The 23,579-nt window shown below is 68.7% G+C and carries 22 protein-coding genes; 7 read left to right on the forward strand and 15 right to left on the reverse strand.

Annotated elements, in window-relative coordinates:
* Positions 1-16: 16 nt before the first annotated feature.
* Complete coding sequence (locus tag HUA75_RS29395) at positions 17-484, reverse strand: macro domain-containing protein (protein WP_174488252.1); 468 nt, start codon at positions 482-484, stop codon at positions 17-19.
* Positions 477-1,607 carry a hypothetical protein gene (locus HUA75_RS29400; protein ID WP_174488253.1) on the reverse strand — a complete coding sequence of 377 codons (1,131 nt, stop codon included), beginning with the start codon at positions 1,605-1,607 and terminating at the stop codon, positions 477-479. The genes HUA75_RS29395 and HUA75_RS29400 overlap by 8 nt, the downstream gene beginning before the upstream one ends.
* 418 nt (positions 1,608-2,025) lie before the next feature.
* Between HUA75_RS29400 and HUA75_RS29405 the strand changes: the two genes are divergently transcribed.
* Positions 2,026-2,457 (forward strand): hypothetical protein, encoded by a 432-nt coding sequence (locus HUA75_RS29405; RefSeq protein WP_174488254.1) that lies wholly within the window; start codon positions 2,026-2,028, stop codon positions 2,455-2,457.
* A 6-nt stretch (positions 2,458-2,463) separates the two neighbouring features.
* On the opposite strand, the gene HUA75_RS47780 is transcribed toward HUA75_RS29405, so the two are convergent.
* The 6 genes from HUA75_RS47780 to HUA75_RS29435 form a co-directional block, all read right to left on the reverse strand.
* Positions 2,464-3,708 (reverse strand): HlyD family efflux transporter periplasmic adaptor subunit, encoded by a 1,245-nt coding sequence (locus tag HUA75_RS47780; RefSeq protein ID WP_174488255.1) that lies wholly within the window; start codon positions 3,706-3,708, stop codon positions 2,464-2,466.
* A gap of 57 nt (positions 3,709-3,765) precedes the next feature.
* Positions 3,766-6,870, reverse strand: a complete 3,105-nt coding sequence (locus HUA75_RS29415; protein ID WP_174488256.1) for an ABC transporter transmembrane domain-containing protein — start codon at positions 6,868-6,870, stop codon at positions 3,766-3,768.
* A gap of 11 nt (positions 6,871-6,881) precedes the next feature.
* On the reverse strand, positions 6,882-7,943 hold the full coding sequence (locus HUA75_RS29420) for a hypothetical protein (protein WP_141641865.1): 1,062 nt from the start codon (positions 7,941-7,943) through the stop codon (positions 6,882-6,884).
* Complete coding sequence (locus HUA75_RS29425) at positions 7,936-8,253, reverse strand: hypothetical protein (RefSeq protein ID WP_174456055.1); 318 nt, start codon at positions 8,251-8,253, stop codon at positions 7,936-7,938. The genes HUA75_RS29420 and HUA75_RS29425 overlap by 8 nt, the downstream gene beginning before the upstream one ends.
* A 5-nt stretch (positions 8,254-8,258) precedes the next feature.
* Positions 8,259-9,080 (reverse strand): hypothetical protein, encoded by an 822-nt coding sequence (locus HUA75_RS29430; RefSeq protein WP_141641863.1) that lies wholly within the window; start codon positions 9,078-9,080, stop codon positions 8,259-8,261.
* 114 nt (positions 9,081-9,194) lie between these two features.
* On the reverse strand, positions 9,195-9,365 hold the full coding sequence (locus HUA75_RS29435) for a hypothetical protein (protein WP_174488257.1): 171 nt from the start codon (positions 9,363-9,365) through the stop codon (positions 9,195-9,197).
* A gap of 153 nt (positions 9,366-9,518) precedes the next feature.
* Between HUA75_RS29435 and HUA75_RS29440 the strand changes: the two genes are divergently transcribed.
* Positions 9,519-10,271, forward strand: coding sequence for a pyridoxine 5'-phosphate synthase (locus HUA75_RS29440; protein ID WP_174488258.1), 753 nt, complete (start codon positions 9,519-9,521; stop codon positions 10,269-10,271).
* A gap of 20 nt (positions 10,272-10,291) precedes the next feature.
* Here the strand turns inward: HUA75_RS29440 and HUA75_RS29445 are convergent, their stop codons facing one another.
* Genes HUA75_RS29445 through HUA75_RS29470 form a run of 6 tightly spaced genes read right to left on the reverse strand, consistent with a single transcriptional unit; the run spans position 10,292 to position 16,264 of the window.
* Positions 10,292-11,344 (reverse strand): phosphotransferase, encoded by a 1,053-nt coding sequence (locus tag HUA75_RS29445; protein ID WP_174488259.1) that lies wholly within the window; start codon positions 11,342-11,344, stop codon positions 10,292-10,294.
* Positions 11,341-12,216: an SDR family oxidoreductase gene (locus tag HUA75_RS29450; protein ID WP_141641860.1), complete on the reverse strand. Its 876-nt coding sequence runs from the start codon at positions 12,214-12,216 to the stop codon at positions 11,341-11,343. The genes HUA75_RS29445 and HUA75_RS29450 overlap by 4 nt, the downstream gene beginning before the upstream one ends.
* Positions 12,217-12,243: 27 nt before the next feature.
* On the reverse strand, positions 12,244-13,182 hold the full coding sequence (locus HUA75_RS29455; RefSeq protein WP_174488260.1) for a carbohydrate kinase family protein: 939 nt from the start codon (positions 13,180-13,182) through the stop codon (positions 12,244-12,246).
* Positions 13,183-13,227: 45 nt separating this feature from the next.
* Complete coding sequence (locus tag HUA75_RS29460; protein WP_174488261.1) at positions 13,228-13,872, reverse strand: hypothetical protein; 645 nt, start codon at positions 13,870-13,872, stop codon at positions 13,228-13,230.
* 18 nt (positions 13,873-13,890) lie between these two features.
* Positions 13,891-14,928 (reverse strand): zinc-binding dehydrogenase, encoded by a 1,038-nt coding sequence (locus HUA75_RS29465; protein ID WP_174488262.1) that lies wholly within the window; start codon positions 14,926-14,928, stop codon positions 13,891-13,893.
* Positions 14,929-14,950: 22 nt separating this feature from the next.
* Positions 14,951-16,264 carry an aspartate aminotransferase family protein gene (locus HUA75_RS29470; RefSeq protein ID WP_217439248.1) on the reverse strand — a complete coding sequence of 438 codons (1,314 nt, stop codon included), beginning with the start codon at positions 16,262-16,264 and terminating at the stop codon, positions 14,951-14,953.
* Positions 16,265-16,408: 144 nt separating this feature from the next.
* Here HUA75_RS29470 and HUA75_RS29475 point away from each other — a divergent pair, with 144 nt between their 5' ends.
* Together HUA75_RS29475 and fba are read left to right on the forward strand one after the other, a co-directional pair.
* Positions 16,409-17,185, forward strand: coding sequence for an HAD family phosphatase (locus HUA75_RS29475; protein ID WP_174488263.1), 777 nt, complete (start codon positions 16,409-16,411; stop codon positions 17,183-17,185).
* 114 nt (positions 17,186-17,299) lie between these two features.
* Positions 17,300-18,394 carry a class II fructose-bisphosphate aldolase gene (gene fba, locus HUA75_RS29480; protein WP_141641855.1) on the forward strand — a complete coding sequence of 365 codons (1,095 nt, stop codon included), beginning with the start codon at positions 17,300-17,302 and terminating at the stop codon, positions 18,392-18,394.
* A 78-nt stretch (positions 18,395-18,472) separates the two neighbouring features.
* Here fba and HUA75_RS29485 read toward each other — a convergent pair whose 3' ends face one another.
* The gene (locus tag HUA75_RS29485; RefSeq protein WP_174488264.1) at positions 18,473-18,958 is read right to left on the reverse strand and encodes a hypothetical protein; all 486 of its coding nucleotides are present in this window, start codon (positions 18,956-18,958) and stop codon (positions 18,473-18,475) included.
* A 289-nt stretch (positions 18,959-19,247) separates the two neighbouring features.
* Between HUA75_RS29485 and HUA75_RS29490 the strand changes: the two genes are divergently transcribed.
* From HUA75_RS29490 to HUA75_RS29500, 3 genes are all read left to right on the forward strand, one after another.
* On the forward strand, positions 19,248-20,225 hold the full coding sequence (locus HUA75_RS29490) for an NYN domain-containing protein (RefSeq protein WP_174460333.1): 978 nt from the start codon (positions 19,248-19,250) through the stop codon (positions 20,223-20,225).
* 6 nt (positions 20,226-20,231) lie between these two features.
* Positions 20,232-20,450, forward strand: a complete 219-nt coding sequence (locus HUA75_RS29495; protein ID WP_174488265.1) for a hypothetical protein — start codon at positions 20,232-20,234, stop codon at positions 20,448-20,450.
* 164 nt (positions 20,451-20,614) lie between these two features.
* Entirely contained in the window at positions 20,615-23,578 is a 2,964-nt protein-coding gene (locus HUA75_RS29500) for a M36 family metallopeptidase (RefSeq protein WP_254627809.1), read from the forward strand.
* Position 23,579: the final 1 nt, after the last annotated feature.

Genomic DNA, 23,579 nt, shown 5'->3' on the forward strand with positions numbered 1-23,579 from the left:
AGGGCCGCGCGGGGCCTCAGGGGACGGGTGCGTCAGCCGGGGGATAGACGAGCACCCGAACGGAGGGGATTCGCGCGAAGGACTCCTGGATGAGGGGGAAGACCTCCGTCCACGCCAGGCCTCCGTTTCCACAGCCCAGGGCGGGAACAGCCAGTGATTGAATCCCCTGGCGTTGGACCTCCTCGACGAGGGACTCGAGGCCCGTGCGAATCCACTCCAGACGTGAAGGCTGGCGCCAGCTCCGCTTCGTCGGGAAGTTGATGATCCACCGAGGGCTTTTCAGCGCCCCCATGTCGAAGACATGGACGCGGCCCGTCTCGAGGCGACCTGCCTTCGCCTCGCGTTCGTACTCCTTGAACATCGCGGGGAAGGCCCGCTTGAACTGGAGTGCGATGCCCTTACCCATCACTCCTTCCGTGTTGACGGCGTTGATGAGCGCCTGGACGTCCGCTTGAAGGAGATTGCCTTCGGCGAGTTCAATCATGGGTGTTCCTCTTGATGGGTTTTCGCGGCGGGAGCGACACCTTCCTGTCGGGCGCACCACCTGGAGGGCCCCTTGTGGAGAACGGTGGATAGCCTTCCTGCTGGTACATCAGGCGCGTGTCATCGTTGGTGAGCCGGTCGGGATTGAAGAGCACTTGAATGTACGTGTGGTGCTCGTCCACGCCGCAGACCTTCAGGTTCACCCACACAGGGACCTTCCCATCTACCCAGAGATAACGGGCGGCCTGCTTCTCCTCTACTCCCATCAGCGCCTCTGGCCGCAGGAGCCGGCCTCCCAGGAACTTCACGCGGCCATCCTTCTCGGGCGGCCACTCCGCGGCCTTGAAGTCGAAGCGCAGGGAGGGAGGGAGCGTCTCCGTCACCAGCATCTCCCCAAGCTGACGGCACGATTCCGCGGCACGGTGCAATCGGTCCCAGAAGTCCTTGAAGTTGATGGGGCGGAACTCCTGCGCGACTGGAGTGTCCTTCTTCACGCCCGCGAATGACCCTCCTGTTCCCTGGAAGGTCACCACACCCTCCTCCAGGACAGGCTCTCCCGGTGGAGCGGTGAAGACTTCGTGCGGCGGCTTCCTGCCTCGGAACAAGACCCGGTGCCACATCCCCACGGCTTCACACAGCACGGCCTGGGCGGAACCGCGCCATTCGCGGGTGGTTCCCGGAGGAAACTTCACTCCCACCAACACTCCGCTGCGTCCCTGTGACGGGGCTTCACAGAAGAAGGTCGTCGTCCGCCGTGGCTCCGGTGTGGACACGGTCATCGACCAGAAGGGTTCCACCGTGACCGCATGCTCGTCCACGACAACTCCGGGCCACTGTTTCTCCGCACAGAGTCGAATCGCGGTCTTCAACCACACGGGCTCCGCGGGGACCTCCACCGCGTATCGATTCGCAACCAGATGACCCCGGTCCCGAAGCATGCGCAGCTGTTTCAGTCGATACCCAGAGACAATCGCGGCGCAGAGGCACCCGAGGACGAACTCCGTGAAGGCATCAGGGACAGGTTCGGCGGTGATGAGATCGATGTCGACGCCACCATCGACGAGTGGAAGCAAGTAGATGCCGACGGCGCACTCACCGTTCTCGTCGAGAACAGCGCCTTCCACACTTGCCCACTTCTGCATCTCCAGGTCTTTGGAGACCAGGATGTACCGAGGGAAAGGGTTCGGGATCCGTCCCTCTTCGAAAAGGATTCTCCAAGCCTTGCTACACACGAGCTTGGGCCACCTTCGTCTCAGTCCGCGGACGAATCGCTGAGCCACCGACTGCGCGACTTCACCACTGATGGAGAAGTCATTGTCCACGCCGCTCTCAGCCATGCACACTCCCCCACCAGGACTCCACCCCAAGCAGTAGTGCCACGCGTGCGGAGTCTCTGTCCATGCCTCCAGCCGACGCCTTCGTCTCGCTCACGGAATCAGGAGAGGCGCGGCACTCGCATGCCGCTGCGCGCCAGCGATGATAGAAGTACAACTCCTGCCATCGCAGAGGGAGCGCTGCCGAAGCCCCTTCAACGGAACGTTCATGAGGGTTCGACCCGGATGGGCCGCGACGTTCGGCGTATTCCTCCTGCCCGCCTGCGCTCTCTTCCAACGCCCTCCTCGCCCTGTTCACGCGTCCCAGGCAGAGGCAGCAAAGGTCGAGATCCCGCTCGCGTTTCCTGAAGAGGGGCGTCAGATCATCCCTGGTGCGACGCTGAGGGCCATCCAGCTCGCGATGGAGGACTACCTGCCCTGGGACTACAAACTCCCCGGAACGGCGACTCCTCTTCAGCAGTGCCTCGCTCGCCGCGAGGCCTACGATGTCGTGGCCGCGCCGGGTCCTCACGGCGTCGTGTTCGTCAGCATCGTTCCCAACCCGGAGGTCTGCGACGTCGGCGGGCCTCCGCTGCTGGATATCGGCGCCACCTACGCCATCGATGTCACGGGCTGGAGGATCCTCTCCGCACAGCAGTAGCGACTCTCAGTGCCCCAGACTGTCCACGCCGCGCAGCGGACGCATCAGCGCGGAGATGAGCCGCTCGCGTCGCACCACGAACTCAGCGGTGCCCGTCATTCCCGGACGCAGCCGCACCGACACTCCCGCCGTGGAACGTGGCTCACCGGGGACTTTTACGTCGACGCGATAGGGCGCGGCTCCCAGCGTGTCCTCCTGCCGCCGTGTCGTGTCCCCCGCGATTCGCGACAACTCACCCAACAGCACGCCGAAGTCCTGGAAGGGATACGCGTCCAGCTTGATGCGCACCGACTGCCCGTCTCGCAGGAACGCGATGCCCTCCGACGCCACCACCGTGCGCAGCACGAGCCCATCCTCCGATGGCACCACCAGCGCGAGCACACTCCCCGCCTGCACCACATCCCCTCGGTCGAACACCGTCAACCCCTGCACCGTGCCCGCTCGCGGCGCCACCACCTCCAGTCGCGCGGCCTCCAATCGCGTCTCCTCCAGTTCCCCCGTGTAGCGCTCCAACTCCACCTTCGCCGCCGACAGCGCAGCTCCATCCGAGAGCGAAGCCACGCGCGAGTCACCCTCCAGCCCACGCTGCTCCAACTCCAATCGTCCCAGACTCGCTTCCAGCTCGCGCACGGAGGCCTGCGCCGCCACCACCTGCGAGCGCGCCACCTCTGCTTGCACGGACGCGTTCTCCGCTTCCACCGAGGCGACGAATTCCTTCTCGCGCAGATGTTCAGCGTTCCGAGCATCCCGTGAACGCGCCTCTGCCTCGCGCTCCTTCGCGTGGATGAGCGCTCGCGCCGCTTCCAGTCGAGCCGCTGTCTCCAACGCCGTCGCCTTGCGCACGCGAACCTGCATCCCGAACGACTCCGTCCGCGACGCCACCAGCGCCTCCAGCATCACCACCCGCGAGCGCACTTCCACCACCTGCTGCTCCAGCAACCTCACCCGCGAGCGCACCTGCGCGTCATCCAGGCGCAACAGGACAGCGCCCTGCTCCACCTGCTGTCCCTCGCGCACCGCGATGTCCAGCACCACGCCTGAGCGCGGCGCCTGCACTCGCGCCGTCTCTCCCACGGGCGCCACCACGGCCTGGCCCCGGACCACCACATCCATCTCGACGAAGAACAGCGCACCGAAACCCAGCAGCGCCAGCCCCGCGCACACCGCATACAGCCCACGCAGCACGCGGCGCGTCCGAGGAAAGTCGAGGACCGGCAACAACTCCCGATAGGTGTCCTCAGTCACCGCCATGAGCACCCTCCGCGCCATGGAGCCTTCCCAACGAGGCGCCGAGCCCCCGCCCCATTCTCAGTCACCGCCATGAGCACCCTCCGCGCCATGGCGCTTCCAGTTCGGTGTCGCCTGCGCGAGCGCGCTGTACAGCTTGCCCTGCGCGGACATGAGCGACTCATGCGTCCCCATCTGGGAGATATGTCCCTCGTTCATCACCACGATGCGGTCCGCGTGCTGCAACGTCTGGAGCCGGTGGCTGATGATGAGCGTGGTGCGCCCCCGGACGATGTCGCGCAGCCGGTCATGAATCGCCTGCTCCGCCAGCGGGTCCAGCGCCGCCGTCGCCTCGTCGAAGATGAGGATGCGTGGGTCCGTCACCAACGCTCGAGCGATGATGACCCGCTGACGCTGTCCCCCCGACAACGTCAACCCACGCTCCCCCACCAGCGTCTGGAACCCATACGGCAGCTCCGTGACGAAGTCATACGCCCCCGCGAGCCTCGCCGCCCGCACCACCGCTTCCTCCCTCACCGGACGCCCACAGGCGATGTTGTCGAACACCGTCCCGGAGAACAGCTGCGTCTCCTGCGTCACCATCCCTATCTGCCCGCGCACCGACTCCGGCGTCACGTCCCGCAGGTTGTACCCATCAATCGAGACCGTCCCCTCGCTCGGGTCATGCAACCTCAGCAGCAGCCGCACCAGCGTGCTCTTTCCACACCCCGATGGCCCCACCAGCGCCACCACTTCCCCAGGCGCGAACTCCAGGTCCAGCCGCTCCAACGTGTTGGACTCGCGGCCAAGCCCATAGCGGAAGCTCACCCCCCGGAAGCGGATGTGCCCCTTCACCTGCGGCAGCTCCAGCACCGCCGACGCCCGCTTGTCCCCCTCCCCCGCCACGTCCTGCACCGCACCCACTCGCTCCAGATGCGCCTGCACCCGCTGGTAGTCCCGCCACTGCGTCGCCAGTCGCACCACCGGTCCACTCATCTGCCGTGCGAACAACGTCGCCGCGATGAGCGCTCCCACCGTCAGCTCCCCCCGCAACACCGCGCGCGAGCCCACCCACAACACCAACGCACTGCCCACCAGGTCCAACGTCTGAGACACACTCGCGCCAATCGCCCCGTGCATCGAGGCCTTGAAGCCATGCTGCAGCGACGGCGCCAGCAAGCGCTGCATCGTGCGCAGGAACGGCAACTCCAGCGCATGCGCCTTGAGCGACTCGAAGCCCTTGAACGAGTCCATCAGGTGCGTCTGGTACAGGTCATGCTGTGACAGGTACGCCACCGTGTGGTTCCGCACCCAGCGGCCCACCACGGCTGACACCAGCAGGTGCAACGGCATCAACCCCAGTGCGAGCACCGCCAGCGTGGGCGAGTACATCGTCAACACCCCCGCCGTACTCAACACCAGCGCCACATCGATGGTGATGGCGATGGCGTTGTCCACGATGAAGCCTCGAATCAGCCCCACCTCCATGAACCGGTTCAGGATGTCGCTCGTCGTGAAGCGCTGGAACAACCCCGACGCCCCATCCAACACCCGTCGATAGAGCGTCTCCACCACGTCACGTTCGATTCGCGTGGACACCTCCAGCACCAGATAGCTCCGCGCGAAGGCCAGCACTCCCGACAACAGCGCCGTGCCCACCAACCCCGCCAACAACACATCGAGCAGCTGCGCGTCCGCCCGCATCAACACCCGGTCGATGACCACCTGGCTTCCCAGCGGAAACGCCAACGCCAGCACCTGCAACAACAACGACAGACCCACCAGCTCCGCGATGACCCCTCGGTACGGGCGCAGCAACACGGAGAAGCGCGCCAGCGCGGACTTCTCCTGCTGCTTCGGCGGAAGCGCCGCCACCGCCGTCGCCATCCGGTCCGACGGCTTGAGCAACAACAGCACCCCACGCCAGGAGCGCAGGAACTCCTCCCTCGGAATGAAGCGCGTGGAGAACGACGGGTCACCCACGACGACACCCTTCCGGGTGACTCGCCACACCACGACGAAGTGGTGCCGGTCCTGGAGGTGCGCGATGGCCGGCAGGTCCACCGAGCGCAACAGCTCCCAGTCCGCCTGGATGCCCGTGGTGATGAACCCGAGCTGCTCACCCGTGCGCGACAAGTCCAACAGGCTGGTGCCATACCGGCTCACACCCGCGAGCTTCATCAGCGACGGGTAATCCAACTCGTGCCCGTAGTACCGCGCCACCATCCGCAGGCACGCGGCACCACAGTCCATGTGCTCCTGCTGCCGATAGAACGGCACCTGTTTCCACGGCGACGCGGCCGTGGGGCGCTCCGGCAGCTCCATCGAGGACTCCTCTTCGGGAGGTGCCTCGGGTGGAGCATTCACGTCCGTGAGGACCACGTGTGGCCAGCGATTGAACTGCGCGCTGCTCCTCGCCACACGTCGACCCAGCGCGCGTCGCACGCCTGGGAAGCGCAGCAACACCTCCGCCGCGGCGCCTCTGGGAGCGGACAGCAGGGTGCTGGTCTCCAGCGCCGTCGCCGCCGCGAAGACGGGCGCGTCCAGCAGCAGCGCATCCAACGCGAAGTCCTCGCCCGGCCCCAGGGCCCGCTCGCCATAGCGCACCGAGCCCTGCCTCAACACCCACCACTCCGCCGCCGTCGCTCCCGCCGGCATCAACACCGTGCCCTCCGGCACCGTGCCCTCCCGGAAGCACGCCGCGAGCCGCAGCACACCCTCCGGCTCCACATCGTCCCCGAACAAGTCGAGCAGCGCCCGGCGCAACGCGGGACACAGCAGCGCCGTCAGCCCGCCCGTCTCGTCCAGCGCCAACGCCTCCCGGAAGTCCGCGCCGGACACCTCCAGCACGCGCGTCCCTCCACCCGTCACGACGTCGAAGCCGTGCGTCGCTCCGTCATCCCGCGCGTGCGCGCCATACAGCTCGCCCGCCGCCACATGCGTCACCCGGAGGAAGGCCCCGTGATTGGCGCCCAGGTGCCCCATCACCAACATGCCCTCAAGGACCAGGCGCACCGTGTCGCAAGGCTGACCCCGATTCGCGACGAGCTCCTGCGACACGTACTCACGCACGCGTCCCGTCTTCACCAGGTGTCGGCGCACCTCCTCCGGCAGAATGCGCAGCACGCCGGACACGCGGCGCGCGTCCAGCGGGGAGACCTCAACGGAGTCCGCGAGCACACTCATCTCGGGTGGACTCAGTCCTCCACGGTGAAGACCGTCGGCCCTTCCTCCGGGCCATAGAAGTCGAGCAGCTCGCGGTGATAGGCCATCGTCAGCCGGCAGAAGGTGATGAGCCGTCGCCGGATGCGCGCCTGGTCCGCCGCGGTGAGAGGGCCCGCGTCCGCGAAGGGCTCGCGACCGAACTGGTCATGGTCGTCGCTGCAATCCCCCACGTCGTGGTCCCTGAACGGCCCGAACGCCTCCACCGGCAACACCGCGTGCTCCGTGAAGCGCTCCCAGAACTTCCCCACCGTGGCCAGCGCCGTCGGGTCTCCCTCGCCCACGCCGATGCAGGCGGAATACGACAGCGGGTCCGCCATCCCCAGCCAGCGCAGGTGGTTGATGAGCGCCTGCATCGCGATGAGCGGCGACGCGCGCTCCAGGTCCGCCTCCGTCAACCCCGCCGCGAGCAACCCGCGCTTCAACCACGCGTGGTGCCAGTACTCGAACGACAGGTGCTCGCTCAGGATGGTCTTCAGCCGCTCCGTCGGCTGCGACGCCACCGCCGCGCTCTGATGCGACGAGGCCGCCGCCGCGAAGTGGTAGTTCTCCAGCAGGTAGCCCACCGCCAGACGCCGCGACACCGGCCCCGTCCAGAACCGACGCAGCATCGACGACGGACCCCAGCGCTGCTGCGCGATGCCCGCCAGCGAGCGCAGGTGCTCGTAGTACGTCAGCGCATCCACCTCCAGCCCGCTCGTCTGCACCAGCACCGCGCGGTGATACAGGTCCTGCGCCACCGACGACACCAGCTCCAGCCCCAGCCGCGTCTCCTTCGCGATGTCCGCCAGGGTCCGCTTGCCATCCAACAACTGAATCACGCGCCACGCCTGGTCGGCGCTCTCGCTGTCGATGGTCATCACCTCCCAGGGCTCACCCTCCGCCGCGCCGAGCACCAGCTCGCGCCGCGCCAGTCCCTCCGGGCGCACCCAGTTCGCCAGGGCAAGTCGAGTCGCCGGCAAGAGCGGCCCCGGCTCACGGGTGGAGGGATGCCAGGCACGTCCGATGATGGGAAGGTGGCCGTTGTTGTCACTCATGGGTTTCACCGCCTGCGGATGGGTTGCTTGTGGAAGGGTGGGCGACGAGCGAGACGAGCTCCTGCTCGGCGAAGGCACTCAGCGTGTCGCGGGTGATGGACCGGGCCAGCTCCAGCGCCCAGCCCCGCTCGCTGTGCAGCGCCTCCGCCACCTGGGCCACCGTCCTCACGCCGTCACAGGCGCGCCAGACGGCGTCGGTGCCTTCGTCCAAATCGAAGTAGTAGTTGTCGAGGATGAGGTGCACCTGCCCCTCGGCTCGACGGCGCCGCACACGCAGGTGTGTGACGGGAACGAGCGTGTCCAAATCCATGGCGCTCATTCCTCAATGACATCCGTGAGCTGGTTGCAAAGCCGGATGCACGTCTCCAGATAGGCCTTCAAATCCTCCGGACGCTGACGCAGCCGCGCGCCGTCCGGGAACTGGAGCTCCCAGAAGCGCTGCTCGAACTTGCGCGCCTCTTCGTCCCCACTCGCGACGAGCTGCCCCAGGATGCGCGTGCGCCACTTGCGCCGGATGTTCGTGCTGCCCCGGTAGTGACAGAAGGCGTCGCAGGTGGAGTTGAGCAACTCCCGCGCGCGCATCAGCGCCACGTCCGGCTGCTCCATCATCCCGTAGAGGTCCTCGAGCGCGTCGTCGACCTCGCGAATCTTCACCTCCAGCAACCACCGCGACAGGCGACGGAAGTCGAAGCGCGAGCGCAGCCTGTCCAGCCGGCCGTCATGCATCAGCGCCACCCCCGTGCGCACGCGGTGCAGGAAGACGATTTCGTCCTCCGTCATCCGCCGCTCCATCATCACGTTGTCCCGCCCGCCTTCTTTCAGGTCCAACGCGGCGAGCTTCGCGGCGAGCACCTCCACCGACGCCTCGCTCCAGTACTCGAAGTCCACGCGGCGCTTGCCGAGCATGTGCACGGAGAAGAGCGCGTCCCCGGCCTTGTGCAGGCTGGTGCCCGTCGGCTCGCCTCCGCCGACGACGAACACGTCGATGTCGGAGAAGGCATTGCCCATGCCCTCCACCAGGGAGCCGGACAGGAACACGGCGGCCTCGATTGCGGGCGTCAGCGACTCCAGCGCCAGCAGATGGCCAAGGTCCACGCCAAGCAGGTTCATCAGTTCGTCACGCGAGGGCTGAGTCATGAGGGCGGCGACACCAGAAGCGAGAAGAGGAAGGAAGGCGCGAGCCGGGTTCAGTGGCCCGCGCCTCCCCTGCATGAGCCTCAACGGCTCACGCGGTCAGCCTTCACCCGGCAATCACAGCACCGGGAAGACGCGGCCCGGCCCGATGACGATGGGACCGGGCAGCGTGACGACGGGGCCGGGCAGCGTGACGACGGGACCCGGGAGGGTGGGGATGGAACCACCGACGACGCACTTCATGGTGTCGGCGGACAGCTTGATGGCAACGCTACGGGGCTTGTTCATGGTGTTGCTCCTTGAGGTGTCTGCGTTTCACTGCGTGCTGCGTGCTGCACCTGGCGCGGCCAGGACTCGGGCCGCTTGAATCGGAAGAGACGTGGGAGACACACGACACGGCGGCCATGCGAGGATGGGTCCCTGGAACCCGGAGGTCCGTCGATGCGTGCCCCTGTGCCGACACCCCTGCTGCGCGTGGGTCTCAACAAGGTCGCCCTGCTGCGCTCGTCGCGCGGCGGCGCCGTGCCTGATTTGACAGAGGCCGCGCGCACGCTCATCGAAGGCGGCTGCCGCGCGCTGATGGTCCACCAGTGGTCCGACCACCGGCACGTGAAGCCCCACGACATCACCGCGCTCGCCGCCCTGGACGCCGTGCGCGACGGCCACGCCACGCTGCATGTCGGTGGAGACCTGCGCGAGGACCTCGGCGCGCTGCTGGAGCGCACCCCCGGCGTCGGCTGCTGGGTGGTGACACCCTTCGAGGCCCAACACCTCACCACCCAGCGCGGCTGGCGCCCCGAGGACGACCAGCCCCGGCTGGCGCACTGGGCCCAGACGCTGCGAGGCCGCACGCGCATCTCCGTGTTCGTGGACCCGGAGCCAGAGGCCGTGGACCTGGTCGCTCGTGCCGGCGTCGCCGCCGTGGAACTGAACTGTCGCGACTATGTGGAGGGCTTCGGCACGCCCACGCAGGAGCGCGCGCTGGAGGTCCTGTCGCGCGCCGCGGACCGCGCACGCGAGCACGGCCTGGACGTCAATGCCGCGCATGACCTGGACCGCCGCCATCTGTCTCCGCTGATTCGCGCCGTGCGCCCCACGCTCGTCTCCGTGGGGCACGCCTTCGTGGCCGCCGCCGTCATCGCGGGCCTGCGGGCGGTGCTGCCCGGCTTCCTCCACGCGGCCTCGCAGGACTGAGGGCTTCCTCGCCGCGCGCGTCATCGCGACACCTCCGCGCCCCGGGTGCCGTGACGCTCCAGCGCCTCCGCGAGCAGCCGCACGCCCGTGGCATGCAGCACCAGCGCGATGTCCTCGGTGCGAGGATTCACCGGCGCCAGTTGGAACGGCGCGTTGGCCAAAAGCAGCAGCGGCGTGACGAAGTCCCACCGCACGCGCCAATCCGTGTCCCCTCGCGCCAGCGCCCGCGCGGGCAGCTCTTCACCCAGCCACACATCCAGCGCGGCGAAGCGCTCCAGGGCGGGACGCGCCCACAAGGCCCACTCCCACGACAGGCGCCCTTCCTCCTCGGACACCCGGGCCGCTCCGGCGCGCGCCAAATCGTAGAGGCCGCTCGTGCACGTGCGCAGCTTGGCCAGGTCCTCCAGGTAGTCGCTGTCGGAGTCCCCCGTGGCGGTCGAGCCCCTCGGGTCCAACAGCAGGAAGCGACCCGTGGCCGGCTCCAGCAGGACGTTGTCGAACTTGAAGTCGCCGTGGAACCGTCCCACCCGGGGAGGATGCAGTCGTGCGAGCAGCGCCGTGTCTCGCTCCAGCTCACGCACCAGCTCGGCCGCGCTCCGGTGAAGTCGGCCGTTGAGGTCCAGGCTCCCCGCGGCGCACAGCCGGTCGAAGCGGGCGGACAGCCCCCGGCCCGCGCTCGCGCGACGCCAGTACTTGTCCACGTAGTTGGCGTGGAAGAAGCCCTCAGGGGCGGGACGGTGGTGGTCCGCATAGAGCGTGTCGAAGGCGAAGGACACGATGCTCCGCGTGCCGCTCACGGCCTCGCCCACCGTCAGCGTGCCGTCCACCAGCACGCGCGACAGCTCCGGCCACGGACAGAAGTCCATGTCGTATTCGGCCCAGTCCGCGCCGGTGCGCACCTCCAGCACTCGAGGGAAGCGCTCCGCCGCGCGCGGAGGCAACTCGCGCAGCCACGCCACCTCACGCAGCAGCTTGTCGCGCCCATGCGTGGCGCGCTTGGTGACGCGACTGCCCGACACGCGCACGTCGCGCACCACTCCGCGCCAGTCGCCCTCGGCTCGCGCGCCGCTCACAGGCCCGCCTCCCGCTGGTGCCGGAGGACATCCAGTCCCTCGGAGAGCGAAAACGGCGTCTTCAGTCCCAGCGCCGTCAGTCGCGTGGACACCAGGCGGTTGTCCCGAGGCCGCACCGCGAGCGACGACTCCTTGCGCGCGCGCACCAGCGACACATCCAGGTTGAAGGCATGGGCCAGCCTCCGGGCCCACGCGTACTTGGTGGTGGCCTCGGCGCCGCTGAAGTGCAGCACGCCGCGCACGCCGCCGCCCGCGAGCCGCGCCAGCAGTCCCGCCACCTCGTCCACCAGCACCGGGTAGCGCACCTGCTCGCCGTCCACGTACACGGGCAGGCCCGTTGACAGCTGCTCCAGCGTGGACGTGACGAAGGTGGACTTCTCGTCCGGGCCGGTGAGGCCGTAGAGCAACGGCACGCGCAGCACCAGCGCGTCCTCCAGCGTCAGCGCCAGCAATTCCCCCTCGCGCTTGGTGACGCCGTAGTGCTGGAGCGGCCGGGGTGCGTCCGTCTCCACGTACGTGCGAGCGGGGGCACCGTCGAAGACATGGTCGGTGGACACGTAGAGCAGCCGCGTGCGCGTGCGTCGGCACGCCTCCACCACGTGGCCCGTGCCTCCCACGTTGATGCTCGTCGCGGCGGACCGGTGACGCTCGCAGTCGTCCAGGTTGCAGCGCGCCGCCGCGTGGATGCACACGTCGAAGCCGCCCTCCACGAAGGCCGCGTCCACGGCGCGTGCGTCGGTGATGTCCAGGCGCATGAGCCCCTGGCGCGGCGTCGTGCTCCAGGTCCCCTGGGCCTGGACGCCCTCCATCAACAGCGCGCGCATCACCCTGCGCCCCAGAAATCCGCTCGCCCCCGTGACGATGACCTTCATGGCCAGTCCCCCGTGTCCCCGCCGCCGCTAGAGCAGCGACAGAGACGCGCCCCCGCTCGTGCCCAGTCCCACGCCCAGCAGCGCCAGCCGGTCCACTCCCGCGCGCGGCCCCGGGACTCCGCACTTCACCGCCGCCACCTTCGTCGCGAAGCGCAGCGCCTCACCAAAGCCATGCCCCGCCTGCACCGCCGCGATGTAGCCCGCGTGGAACGCGTCCCCCGCCCCCGTCGTGTCCACCACCTCGCAGCGCTCCGCCGCGACGCGGTGGTGCTCACCCTGCGCCGTCCAGCCCTCGCAGCCCTCCGCGCCCAGCGTCCCCACCACCACGCGCAGTCCCCCGGCCAGCAGCGTGCGCGCGGCGGCGGACAGCTCGCGCTCCCCCGTCAGCTCGCGCAGCACCTTGCCCGGCGCGACCAGGCTCGTGAGGTACGGCAAGAGCGGCCGTGCCTCCTCCGCCACCTCCGCGTCCGCCAGCACCGGCAGCCCCTGGGCCCGCGCGCGCTTCGCCAGCGCCCGCGAGAAGGCGGGCTCGTGCCCGTCCAGGTACACCAGCCCGCACTGCTCCAGCGGCGCGGCGTCCGCGGGGATGCCGTCCATGCGCAGCCGCGCGTCCTTGTGCATCACCAGCGAGCGCGTGCCGTGCGTGGTGTCCACGATGATGGCGGCCGAGTGCTGCGGACAGTCCGCCACCGTGAGGCTGCCCTCCACCACCACGCCGGACTCCACCAGCGAGCCACGCGCCAGCCGCCCGAAGTCCCCGCCCCCGAAGACGCCGAAGTAGCGCGTGCGTACGCCCAGCGCGCCCAGCATCGCCGCGACGTTGGCGCCCTGCCCGCCGCCGAAGAAGCGCAGCCCGTCCGCCTGCACCTTGCCGTCCGTCACCAGCGCGTCGCGCGTGGAGAAGACGATGTCCACCGTGTTGTTGCCGATGACGAGCACTTCCATGGTGCCTTCCCGTGCCTGCATTGCCTGTCCTTTCCTGGCGCTGCGCCGCTCCCCCGCCCTGGCCACCTAGCGAGCCACCACCGGCCGCACCTGCGCCGGGGCCTCCGCATGCAGTCGGCGCAGCACGTCCGTCGCGATGCGCTCCGCCACCTGCTCCGGCCGCAGCTCGCTGGTGTCCACCACCGTCCAGCGCTCCTCCGCGGGCAGCAGCGACACGAGGTACTCGTCGTAGGCCTGGTGCCGCTCCGGGTTGTCGCGCAGGTACGTGTCACGCACCGACTTGGAGGGACGCAGCAGCGCCCGCTCCCGCTTCGCCTTCGGCGTGGACGTCAGGTAGTAGTTGAACGCGAACGGCAGGTGCTCATCCCAGATGAGCTGGCTGGGCAGCCCCGGCACATCTGGATGGAAGAAGCGGTTGCGCCCCACCTGGCTGAGCCAGTGTCTGTCCTGGACGAGGAAGCCCGACGGCAACCCTCGGTGACAGCGCGCCAGGTCGAGCAGGATGTTCGCCGAGTAGAACCAGTCAATCTCAAGCAGGTCCGGCGTGCGCTTCGCCTCGGCCAGGAAGTGGTCGAGGATGGGCATGTCGAACACGTAGCAATGCCCCAGCCGCGCCGGCAGTCCCGCCGCCGACAGGCGCGCACCCAACAGCTTGCACACCGTCGTCTTGCCCGCGTAGTCCGTGCCTTCAATCAGCAGTCCGTGAATCATGTGCGCCTCGCTCGGGCTTCAGGGTTGGAGGACGACCTTTAGAGCGCCGGCGGGAGGGCCCTGACGCCGGGCGCCCACGTCACAGCCCACCAGCGCCAGTCCCTCGCGGAACGACGCCAGCGGCAGGCGGTGCGACACCAGCCGACGCGCGGGCACCACGCCCGAGGCGATGAGGTGCAACGCGGTGGCGAAGCTGCCATCCAGCGAATCGATGGAGCCCTGCACGGACAGGCTGCGGTCCGCGATTCCACCCACGTCCAGCGCCACCTCGTGTCGCTTGAGGCCCACCAGCAACAGCTGCCCGCCGCGCGACAGCTTCGTCAGCGCCTCACCGGCCAGTCGCCCCGTGGTGTCCACCACCACGTCGAGCGGCGTCGCATCCGAGGCGTGGCGCGCGCAGACCTCGTCCAGTGACTCCGCCACCGTCCAGCGCCGGTCCACCACTTCGCGACACAGCTCCCGCCGCGCGGCCGAGCGCTCCACCAACGTGCCCGTCAACCCCAGGCCCGCCAGCACCCACGCGTACAACACGCCCATGGGCCCACCACCGAGCACCACCGTGCGCAGCGACGGACGCAGGCGCAGTTGGTTGGCGCCCGTGACGGCGCAGCTCAGCGGCTCGGTGAGGCTGGCCTCCTCGAAGCCCACGTGCGCGGGCAGCGTGTAGAGGAAGCGCTCCGTCGTCTTGTGCAGCGGCGCCATGGTGCCGTCGGCGCTGACGCCCGTCTCCGTCTCACCCTTGCGCTGGCAGTGGTTCTGCCGTCCGGTGCGGCACAGCCGGCACTGGCCGCAGTGGAAGGTCGGGTCGATGACGACGCGGTCCCCCACCTGGACATGGCGCACGGTGGGGCCCACGGCGACGACTTCGCCCGCGGACTCGTGGCCCAGCACCACGCCGGGCTTCGCCGCGTACTCGCCGCCGATGATGCCCAGGTCCGTGCCGCAGATGCCGGTGGCGCGAACGCGCACCATCACCTCGTCGTGCACGGGCGCGGACGGCTCGGCACGCTCGCGCAGCTCCAGCTCCCAGGCTGTCGTGTACACCACTGCCCTCATGTGCTCCCCCTCGAGTCCCGACTCAGCCCACGTCCGCGAGCGCGCGTGACAGCCGCGCGACGATTTCTTCCAGGTCGTCCTGCGTCGCGATGAGCGGAGGCCGCACCTTCACCACGTTGCCGAAGCTGTAGCGGGAGCCGCGCAGCACCAACTGGTGTCGCTCACCCGCCACGCGGATGAGCGCCAGCGTCTTCTCCACGTCCGGCGAGCCATCCGCGCGCACGATTTCCAGGCCCCACATGTACCCAAGGCCCCGCACGTCGCCGATGCACGGGTAGCGCGTGGCGAGCTGCCCCAGCAGCTCTCCCAACACGATTCCGTTGCGCCGCACGTTGGCCAGCAGGTGGCCGGACGTCATCGCCTTCAACGTCGCGGACGCCGCGGTGAGCGCCAGCGGATTGCACCCCGAGGTGAAGGAGTGCTCGTGGCTCTCCATCACATCCAGCGCGCCCTCGAAGAGCACCGCCGCCACGGGGATGCCGATGCCGCCCAGGCCCTTGGCCAGCGTGACGATGTTCGGCTTGAAGCCGAGCGCCTCCGACGCGAACAGGTGCCCGGTGCGCCCCATCCCCGTCTGCACCTCGTCCGCGATGAGGAGGATGCCCTTCTCTTCACAGAGCTTGTTGAGCGCCTGGAAGTAGCCGGGGGGAGGCACCACGTTGCCGCCGTTGCCCAGCACGGGCTCCACCAGCATGCACGCCACCGAGCCGCTGCTCGCGTACTCGACGAAGTCGCTGATGCGCTCCACGCACAGCATCCCGCAGCCGGGGTACTTCGCCTTGTAGAAGCAGCGATAACAGTACGGCGCCGGCACCTTCACCGAGTGCGGTGACACCGACTCCGGGAAGCCCTTGCGACGAAACGCGTTGCCCGAAATCGCCGTGGTGAACTGCGTCTGTCCATGATGGGAGAGAAAGAGGCTGAGGATGTCCGTCTTCCCCGTGGCCTTCTGCGCCACCTGCACCGCGCACTCGTTGGCGGTGGAGCCGGTGATGTCTCGCATCCACCCGGCCGTCAGGTGCGCGGGCGCATGCGCGAGCAGCTCCGAGAGCACCTGCTTCGCCTGCCCCGCCATCAACGAGGAGCTGGCGTGCGCCATGCGCCGCAGCTGCTCCATGACGGCGTTCGTCACCTCCGGATGGTCGTAACCCAGAGGCACGTTGAAGGTGCCGGAGGCCGCGTCGAGGAAGGCCGTGCCATCCTCGCGGATCAACCGGATGCCCCGCCCCCGGACGAACTCCTCCCCCGAGCGAGCCCCTCCTGACGCGACTTCGGACGCACCCTCTCGTACATCCGGCCCTTCCCCAGAAAGGACCTTCAGGTTGAGATTGGACAAGCGTGTTCCCCCAACGGCGTGAAACGTCCCCCCTTGGACGTTTCAATTCCCCGCGCTGCTGGAGAGTGAACGGAGCCTCGAAAAATCCTTCGGTGAATCAACGGGGGTTGGCCACGCGAAGGCGTCCGGCCAGGATGTCACGCCATGAAGATGGAGCACGTGGAGCAGACGCTGGAGCGCATCGCTCGCGAGGCGCGGGCCACGCCGGGGGGCCTCCTGGCGTTCGACGGAGACGGCACGCTGTGGAGCGGTGACGTCGGGGACGACTTGTTCATGGCCGTGACGGGACGCGACGCCGTGCGCGACGCGGCCCGCCCCCGGATGGAGCAGGTGGCCGCCGCGCACGGCCTGGAGCGGGAGGGCAGCAACAGCACGCTGGCCCGCAGGCTGTTCACCGCCTTCCAGGCCGGCCGCATCGCCGAGCACGACATCTGCGAGATGGCGACGTGGCTGTTCGCCGGCTGGGAGGTGGAGGAGCTGCGCGCCTTCGCTCGCGGCGTGGTGGAGTCACACGGCGTGGCCGAGCGCGTCCACCCGGAGGTGCGCCGCGTGGTGGACTGGGCCCGTGAGAACGACATCCCCTGTTACGTGGTGAGCGCCTCGCCGTTCGCCGTCGTGGAGGCCGCCGCGCGCGTGGTGGGCATCCCCTCCGAGCACGTCATCGCCAGCACCCCCCAGTCCTCGGGCGGCACGGTGCTGCCGGACGTCATCGCCCCCATCCCCTACGGCCCCGGGAAGGTGACGTGTCTGAGGGCGCGCACCGAGCGGCCCCTGTATGCCGCCTTCGGGGACAACGTGTTCGATTTGGAGCTGCTCACCGAGTCCCGGGTGCCTGTCGCGGTGCGTCCCAAGCCCCGCCTGCTGGAGCGCGCGGACCGCCTGCCCCCGCTGGTCCAATTGCACCCGGTGACCGCCCGCTGACAGCGTCGGCTGGGGAACGCGTCCGGCGAGCTTTTGGCGGCGCCCTCGGGCGCGTCCGTGCTAACTGGAGGCGCCTTCACTTACTCGAAACAACCGCCACGGAGAGACACAGTCATGCCGCTCATCGCCCTGCGTCCCCTGCTCGACTACGCCGCCGCCAACAACTTCGGGGTCGCCGCGCTCAACGTCAACAACATGGAGCAGATCCAGGCCATCATGGAGGCCGCTCGCGCCACCCAGAGCCCGGCCATCATCCAGGCGTCGCGCGGGGCGCGGAAGTACACCAACGACTTGTTCCTGCGCAACCTGATGCAGGCCGCGGTGGAGCTCTACCCGGAGATTCCGGTGGTCATGCACCAGGACCACGGCAACTCGCCGGAGACCTGCATCAGCGCCATCCGCATGGGCTTCACCAGCGTGATGATGGACGGCTCGCTGGAAGATGACGGCAAGACGCCCTCCAGCTACGAGTACAACGTCGCCGTCACGCGTGAAGTCGTGAACGTGGCGCACCGCTTCGGCGTGTCGGTGGAAGGTGAGCTGGGCGTGCTGGGCTCGCTGGAGCACGGCATGGGCGAGAAGGAAGATGGCCACGGCGCCGAGGGCAAGCTCACGCTGGACCAGCTGCTCACGGACCCGGACCAGGCGGTGGACTTCGTCAACCGCACGGGCATCGACGCGCTCGCCGTCGCCATGGGCACCAGCCACGGCGCCTACAAGTTCTCCCGCAAGCCCAGCGGCGACGTGCTCGCCATGAGCCGCATCGAGGAGATCCACAAGAAGATCCCCAACTGCCACCTGGTGATGCACGGCTCCAGCTCCGTGCCCAAGGAGCTGTGCGACATCATCAACGCCAACGGCGGTCGCATCAAGGAGACCTACGGCGTGCCGGTGGAGGAGATTCAGCGCGGCATCCGCGCGGGCGTGCGCAAAATCAACGTCGACACCGACAACCGGCTCGCCATCACCGGCGCCATCCGCAAGGCCTTCTTCGCCAAGCCGGAGGAGTTCGACCCGCGCTACTACCTGACCCCCGCGCGCGCGGCGATGCAGGCCATCTGCGAGGAGCGGATGAAGCAGTTCGGCCAGGCCGGCCACGCGAAGAAGGTGCCGCACGTCACGCTGGAGCAGATGGCGCGCGACTACACGGCCGGCAAGTTCGGCGAGAACGCGCGGCCCGACACCGTCGTCGGCGCCCAGAAGAAGTAGTTCAACGCGTCGGGAGCTTCGGGGGAGGACCGCCTGCCGTGGCGGCTCCCCCGAGCTGCTTCATGAGGCGACCGAGGCTCACTTCTTCTCGCCCGCGAGCGCCGTCGCCATGTTCTGCGTCTCGTTCTCCACCTGGTAGTCGGCAATCACACGCCGGCCCTCCTCGGGAGTCTGCTTCAGCCTGAGTGCCTCCAGGCTCAGGGGCACCACCGCGCCCTCGTCGGGTTGGACGTAGAGGACGCTGCCCTCCAGCGCCACGACGTCGCCCTCAATCTGACGGGTGCGCTTGGGGTCTGGCGTCAGGTCCACGTCGGGCCCCTGGACGATGCGGGTCATGCCCTGGGTGGGCGTGACGTCGGCGCCAATCATGCCGCCCACGTTGAGCGGGGGGACGTTGCCGGCGAGGTTGCCCGTGCGGTCCAAATCTATCTCCAACCGCTCCTGTTCCGCCGTGTTCTGCTGGGGGTCCCTCGCCAGACCCGCGGTGGGCGCCGCCAGTGCCGCCAACACCGGGGCGGCCAGGGCGATGCGCTTCCACCGGCTGGACATCGTTCTTCGCGTCATGACTCGTACTCCGGCTGGGGGTCCTTGGACCCGTCTCCCCCGAAGGTAGGCCACGACGTGACGCTCACGCCTGGACCGTGCCCCGGCCACCTCCCAGCGAGGCGGGCCACCGCTCCCGCCGAGTGTTCAGCCGTCGAACGCCACCGCCCCAGGGGGCCGGGAACAGGCTAGGGTGCACCCGCAGGGCCCGGCGGGCGCCCTCCTGACGGAGGAAGCGCCGGGGCTCCATCCGCGCCGCACATCGGCGCCCTATCGCGCCGTACACCGGCGCCTATCGCAGAGGCCGCACGTGAACGGTCGCACCAACGAGCACCGCATCGCCCTTTTTCTCGACTTCGAGAACCTCGTCACCAACACCGGTATCAGCGCTTCCAACTTCGACCTCCAGCCCTCGCTCGACCGGCTGCTGGAGAAGGGGAAGGTGGTCTTCCGTCGCGCCTACTGCGACTGGTCCCGCTTCAACGAAGCGAAGATGGGCCTGCACCGGTTCGGCGTGGAGCTCATCGACGTGCCCCCCTCCACCCGCGCGGGGAAGAACGGCGCGGACATGCGCCTGGTCATCGACGCGCTGGAGCTGTGCTACGCGCGCGAGAGCATCGACACGTTCGTCATCGCCTCCGGCGACAGCGACTTCTGCCCGCTCGCCTACAAGCTGCGTGAGAACGGGCGCACCGTCATCGGGTTGGCGGTGAAGGAGTCCACCTCCCCCCTCTTCGTCAACGCGTGCGACGAGTTCATCTACCTGCGCACCACGCGCCAGCGCTCGGAGAAGGGCGACAAGGGCCGTCATGGCGCGGCGGCCGAGGAAGCGGGGCATGGCAAGCGGGGCCGCCATGGCCGCGATGCGACGGGCAAGGCCGGCAAGGCCGAGGTGGAGAAGGCCGCGCCCTCGGGTGGCAAGGGCCACTCCAAGACGGAGGTCCCCGAGATTGCCCGCGAGGTGGTGCAGAACCTGATTGCCCGCGCCACCGGCCCGGTCAATCCCTCGCTCATCAAGGAGACCATCGTCCGCAAGGAGCCGGACTTCGACGAGCGCGAGCACGGCTTCCCCACGTTCGCCAAGCTGCTCGCCGCGCTGGAGACGGAAGGCGTGCTGCGCCGCATCCAGCAGGGCCGCCAGTGGTACGTCGTCGGTCCAGACGCGGACCTCGCGGGTGGCAGCGAAGCCAAGAGCGAAGGCAAAGGCAAGAAGCACGGCCGGGGCCGCACCGAGGAGGAAGACGAGCTCGAGTCGTACCCGGACCCCGAAGAGGACGACGGGCTCTAGTCGTCGTTGCTTCGTCGCCCCCGCTCCGCCTCCCCTGAGTCAAACCTCGGGGAGGCGAGAGCCCAGGGTGAAGACACCGGGCCCGCGCTGCCCCAGGACCTGCTGGAGCACATGCGGGCCCAGGACTGGCACTGTCCCGTGCTCACCCAGCAGCAGTTGATTGAGGTCTCCGAGGAGCTCTTCAAGGAGCTGAAGAAATCCAAGAAGTTACGCCGACGTTCCTGACGTCGCCTGTAACACGCGACGCTACAAGCGCCCCGCCGTTGTAACGGCCGGCGCTACAGCGCTTCCGACTCTTGCTCGGAAGACTTCATTGGCACGTCCACTGCTCTGTGCGGGGTAGCCGGTTCTCTGTCCCCGCCGGCTTCATCCCCAGAGCAGGAGTACACATGTCACAGGGTTATTTCCGCCGCCGCCTCACCCAGGCGTTGGTGCTGATGGGAGCGCTGAGCGCTCCCTCCGCCTTCGCCGTCGTGCAGGACTCTCACGGCGCTCGCAACCACGACGCCCGCATCGCCCACAACGTCGGCGTGAAGAAGGCCGTGAGCGCGCTGCAGAAGGACCGGGAAGCCTCGCTGCGCCGCAACGTGCCCGAGCTGCGCGTGGAGCATGACGCCTCCACGGGTCTGGTCCGCTCGCTCGTCAACCCGGTGGGCGCGCTGTCCGGCCGCAGCAGCGGTGACGCGCTCGCCATCGGCCTCTCCTTCGTCCAGTCGCAGCGGGAGCTCCTGGGTCTGGAGCTGACGGACCTGGCGAACCTGGAGGTCACCGACCGCGTCTACTCGCGGCAGAGCGGTGTCACCCACCTGTACCTGCGCCAGACGCACCAGGGCCTGCCGCTCTACAACGGCCAGCTGCAAATCAACGTGGACGGCGAAGGCCGCGTGGTCAGCGTGCACAGCGACTTCCTGCCCTCGCTGGCTCGCGCCGTGCCGAGCACCCAGCCCCGCCTGGACGCCGCCGCCGCCGTCTCCGGGGCCGCGCGTCACCTGGGTCTGAAGCCGCTCACGGCGCCTCGCGCGCTGGAGAAGGACACAGGCCCGCGCCAGCGCACCCGCGTGGAGCAGTCCGGTGTGTCCACCGAGCCCATCGAAGCGCAGCTGGCGCTCCTGCCCGTCAATCAGGGCGACGCCCGGCTGGTGTGGAACTTCCAGGTACACACGCCCGACCGGCGCCACGTCTACGACCTCACGGTGGACGCCACCACGGGCGAGGTGTGGACGCGCTTCGACTGGATTGCCTCGGACGCCTACTCCGTCTATCCGCGCCCCGTGGAGAGCCCCATCCACACCACGCCGCTGCCGCCCATGGACGCGCGGTTCAGCCTCCTCAACCCCGCCAACACCACGGCGTCGCCGTTCGGCTGGCATGACACCGACGGCGTCGTCGGCGCCGAGTACACCCTCCACCGCGGCAACAACGTCCATGCCTACGACGACATCGACGACAACAACCTGCCGCCCGCCGTGGAGCCCGACTGCGGGACGGCGCTCACCTGCAGCTTCCTGTTGGACTTGAGCCTCGGCCCGAGCGCGTACACGTCGGCGGCCGTCACCAACCTGTTCTACTGGAACAACATCATCCACGACATCCAGTACCAGTACGGCTTCGACGAGGCGGGCGGCAACTTCCAGGTCAACAACTACGGCAACCCCGGCCTGGGCAACGACTACGTGCGCGCCGAGGCGCAGGACGGCGAGGACGTCAACAACGCCAACTTCTACACCCCGCCGGATGGCCAGCGTCCGCGCATGCAGATGTACACGTGGACCACCACCTCCCCGGGCCGGGACGGTGATTTGGACAGCGGCATCATCGTCCACGAGGCCGGCCACGGCATCTCCAACCGCCTGGTCGGCGGACCCAGCAACGTGTCCTGCCTCAACAACAACCAGGCGCCGGGCGAGGGCATCAGCGACTTCCTCGCGCTCGTCTACACCGCGCGCCCCACGCACACCGGCCCGCAGGGGCGCGGCATGGGCACCTACGCGCTGGGCCAGCCCACCACCGGCCTGGGTATCCGCGCGAAGCGCTACAGCACGAACCAGACGGTGAACAACTGGACGTACGCGAGCATCAGCGGCATGGCCGTTCCGCACGGCGTGGGCTCCGTCTTCGCCCAGGCGGCGTGGGAGGCGTACTGGGCCCTGGTGGACCGCTGGGGCTTCAACAGCAACCTCTACAACGCGACGGGCAGCGCCGGTAACCAGCGCATGATGCTGTACCTGACCGAGGGCCTGAAGAACACGCCCTGCAGCCCCACCTTCACCCAGGTGCGCGACGGCATCATCGCCGCGGCGACGACGCTGCACGGCGGCGAGGACGTGTGCCGGCTGTGGACGGCGTTCGCCGGCTTCGGACTCGGCTCGAACGCGGTGTCGGGCACCGCCAACAGCACCTCGCCCACCAACGGCTTCGCCGTGCCCGCCGCCTGCGAGACGGACGTGTGGGGCAAGGACAAGCCGTGGGACACGGGCAACGAGCCGGACGCCGCCACCGCGTCCAACGGCATGTGGGAGAGCGAGGACATCTGGGTCCGCAACTCGACCACCAACGGTCCGCACGAGAACCCGGAGTTCGGTCAGACGAACTACGTCCACGTGAAGGTGCGCAACCGCAGCACGGTGGCCGCGCACAACGTGGTGGTGAAGGTGTACGGCACCAACGCGGCCACCAGCACCTCGTGGCCGGCCGGTTGGACGGAGCTGGGCCAGGCGACGGTGGTGTACCTGCCGGGCGGCGCGGATGACGAAGTCGTCGTCGAGTGGAACCCGGCAGTCCAGGGCCACTACTGCCTGCTGGCGCGGCTGGTGACGCCGGCCGACCCGATGACGACCGTGGAGATTGGCAACCCGGACTACAACACCCGCCAGAACAACAACATCATCTGGCGCAACACCAACGTGGTGAACATGGTGCCGTTCGGCTTCTCCAACGCCACGTTCATCCTGCGCAACACGCTGCGAGAGGCGCGCCAGTTCAACGTGCGCTTCCGTGAGCTGAACGTGGACGTGAAGCGGCCGTTCATCGGGCGCGGCACCATCGTCGTGGACCTGGGCCAGGAGCTGACGGCGCTGTGGGAGAAGAACGGCGGCAAGGCCGAGGGCATCGAGCGCGTGGGTGAGACGCAGTTCCGCGTCGCCGACCCGACCCGCGCGGTGTTCCAGATTCCCCTGCAGCCGCTGCAGGAGTTCAACGTCGGCCTGGAGTTCAAGGACAACGAGTTCACCGGCAAGCAGACGGAGGACTTCGAGCAGTTCGACTTCGCGGCGGTGCTGGAAGACCCGGCGGCCGAGGGGAAGACCCGCGATATCGGCGGCGTGACGTACTACCTGCGCGTGGCGAAGCAGTAGG

The sequence above is a fragment of the Myxococcus sp. CA040A genome, from assembly GCF_013336725.1.
Taxonomy (GTDB): domain Bacteria; phylum Myxococcota; class Myxococcia; order Myxococcales; family Myxococcaceae; genus Myxococcus; species Myxococcus llanfairpwllgwyngyllgogerychwyrndrobwllllantysiliogogogochensis.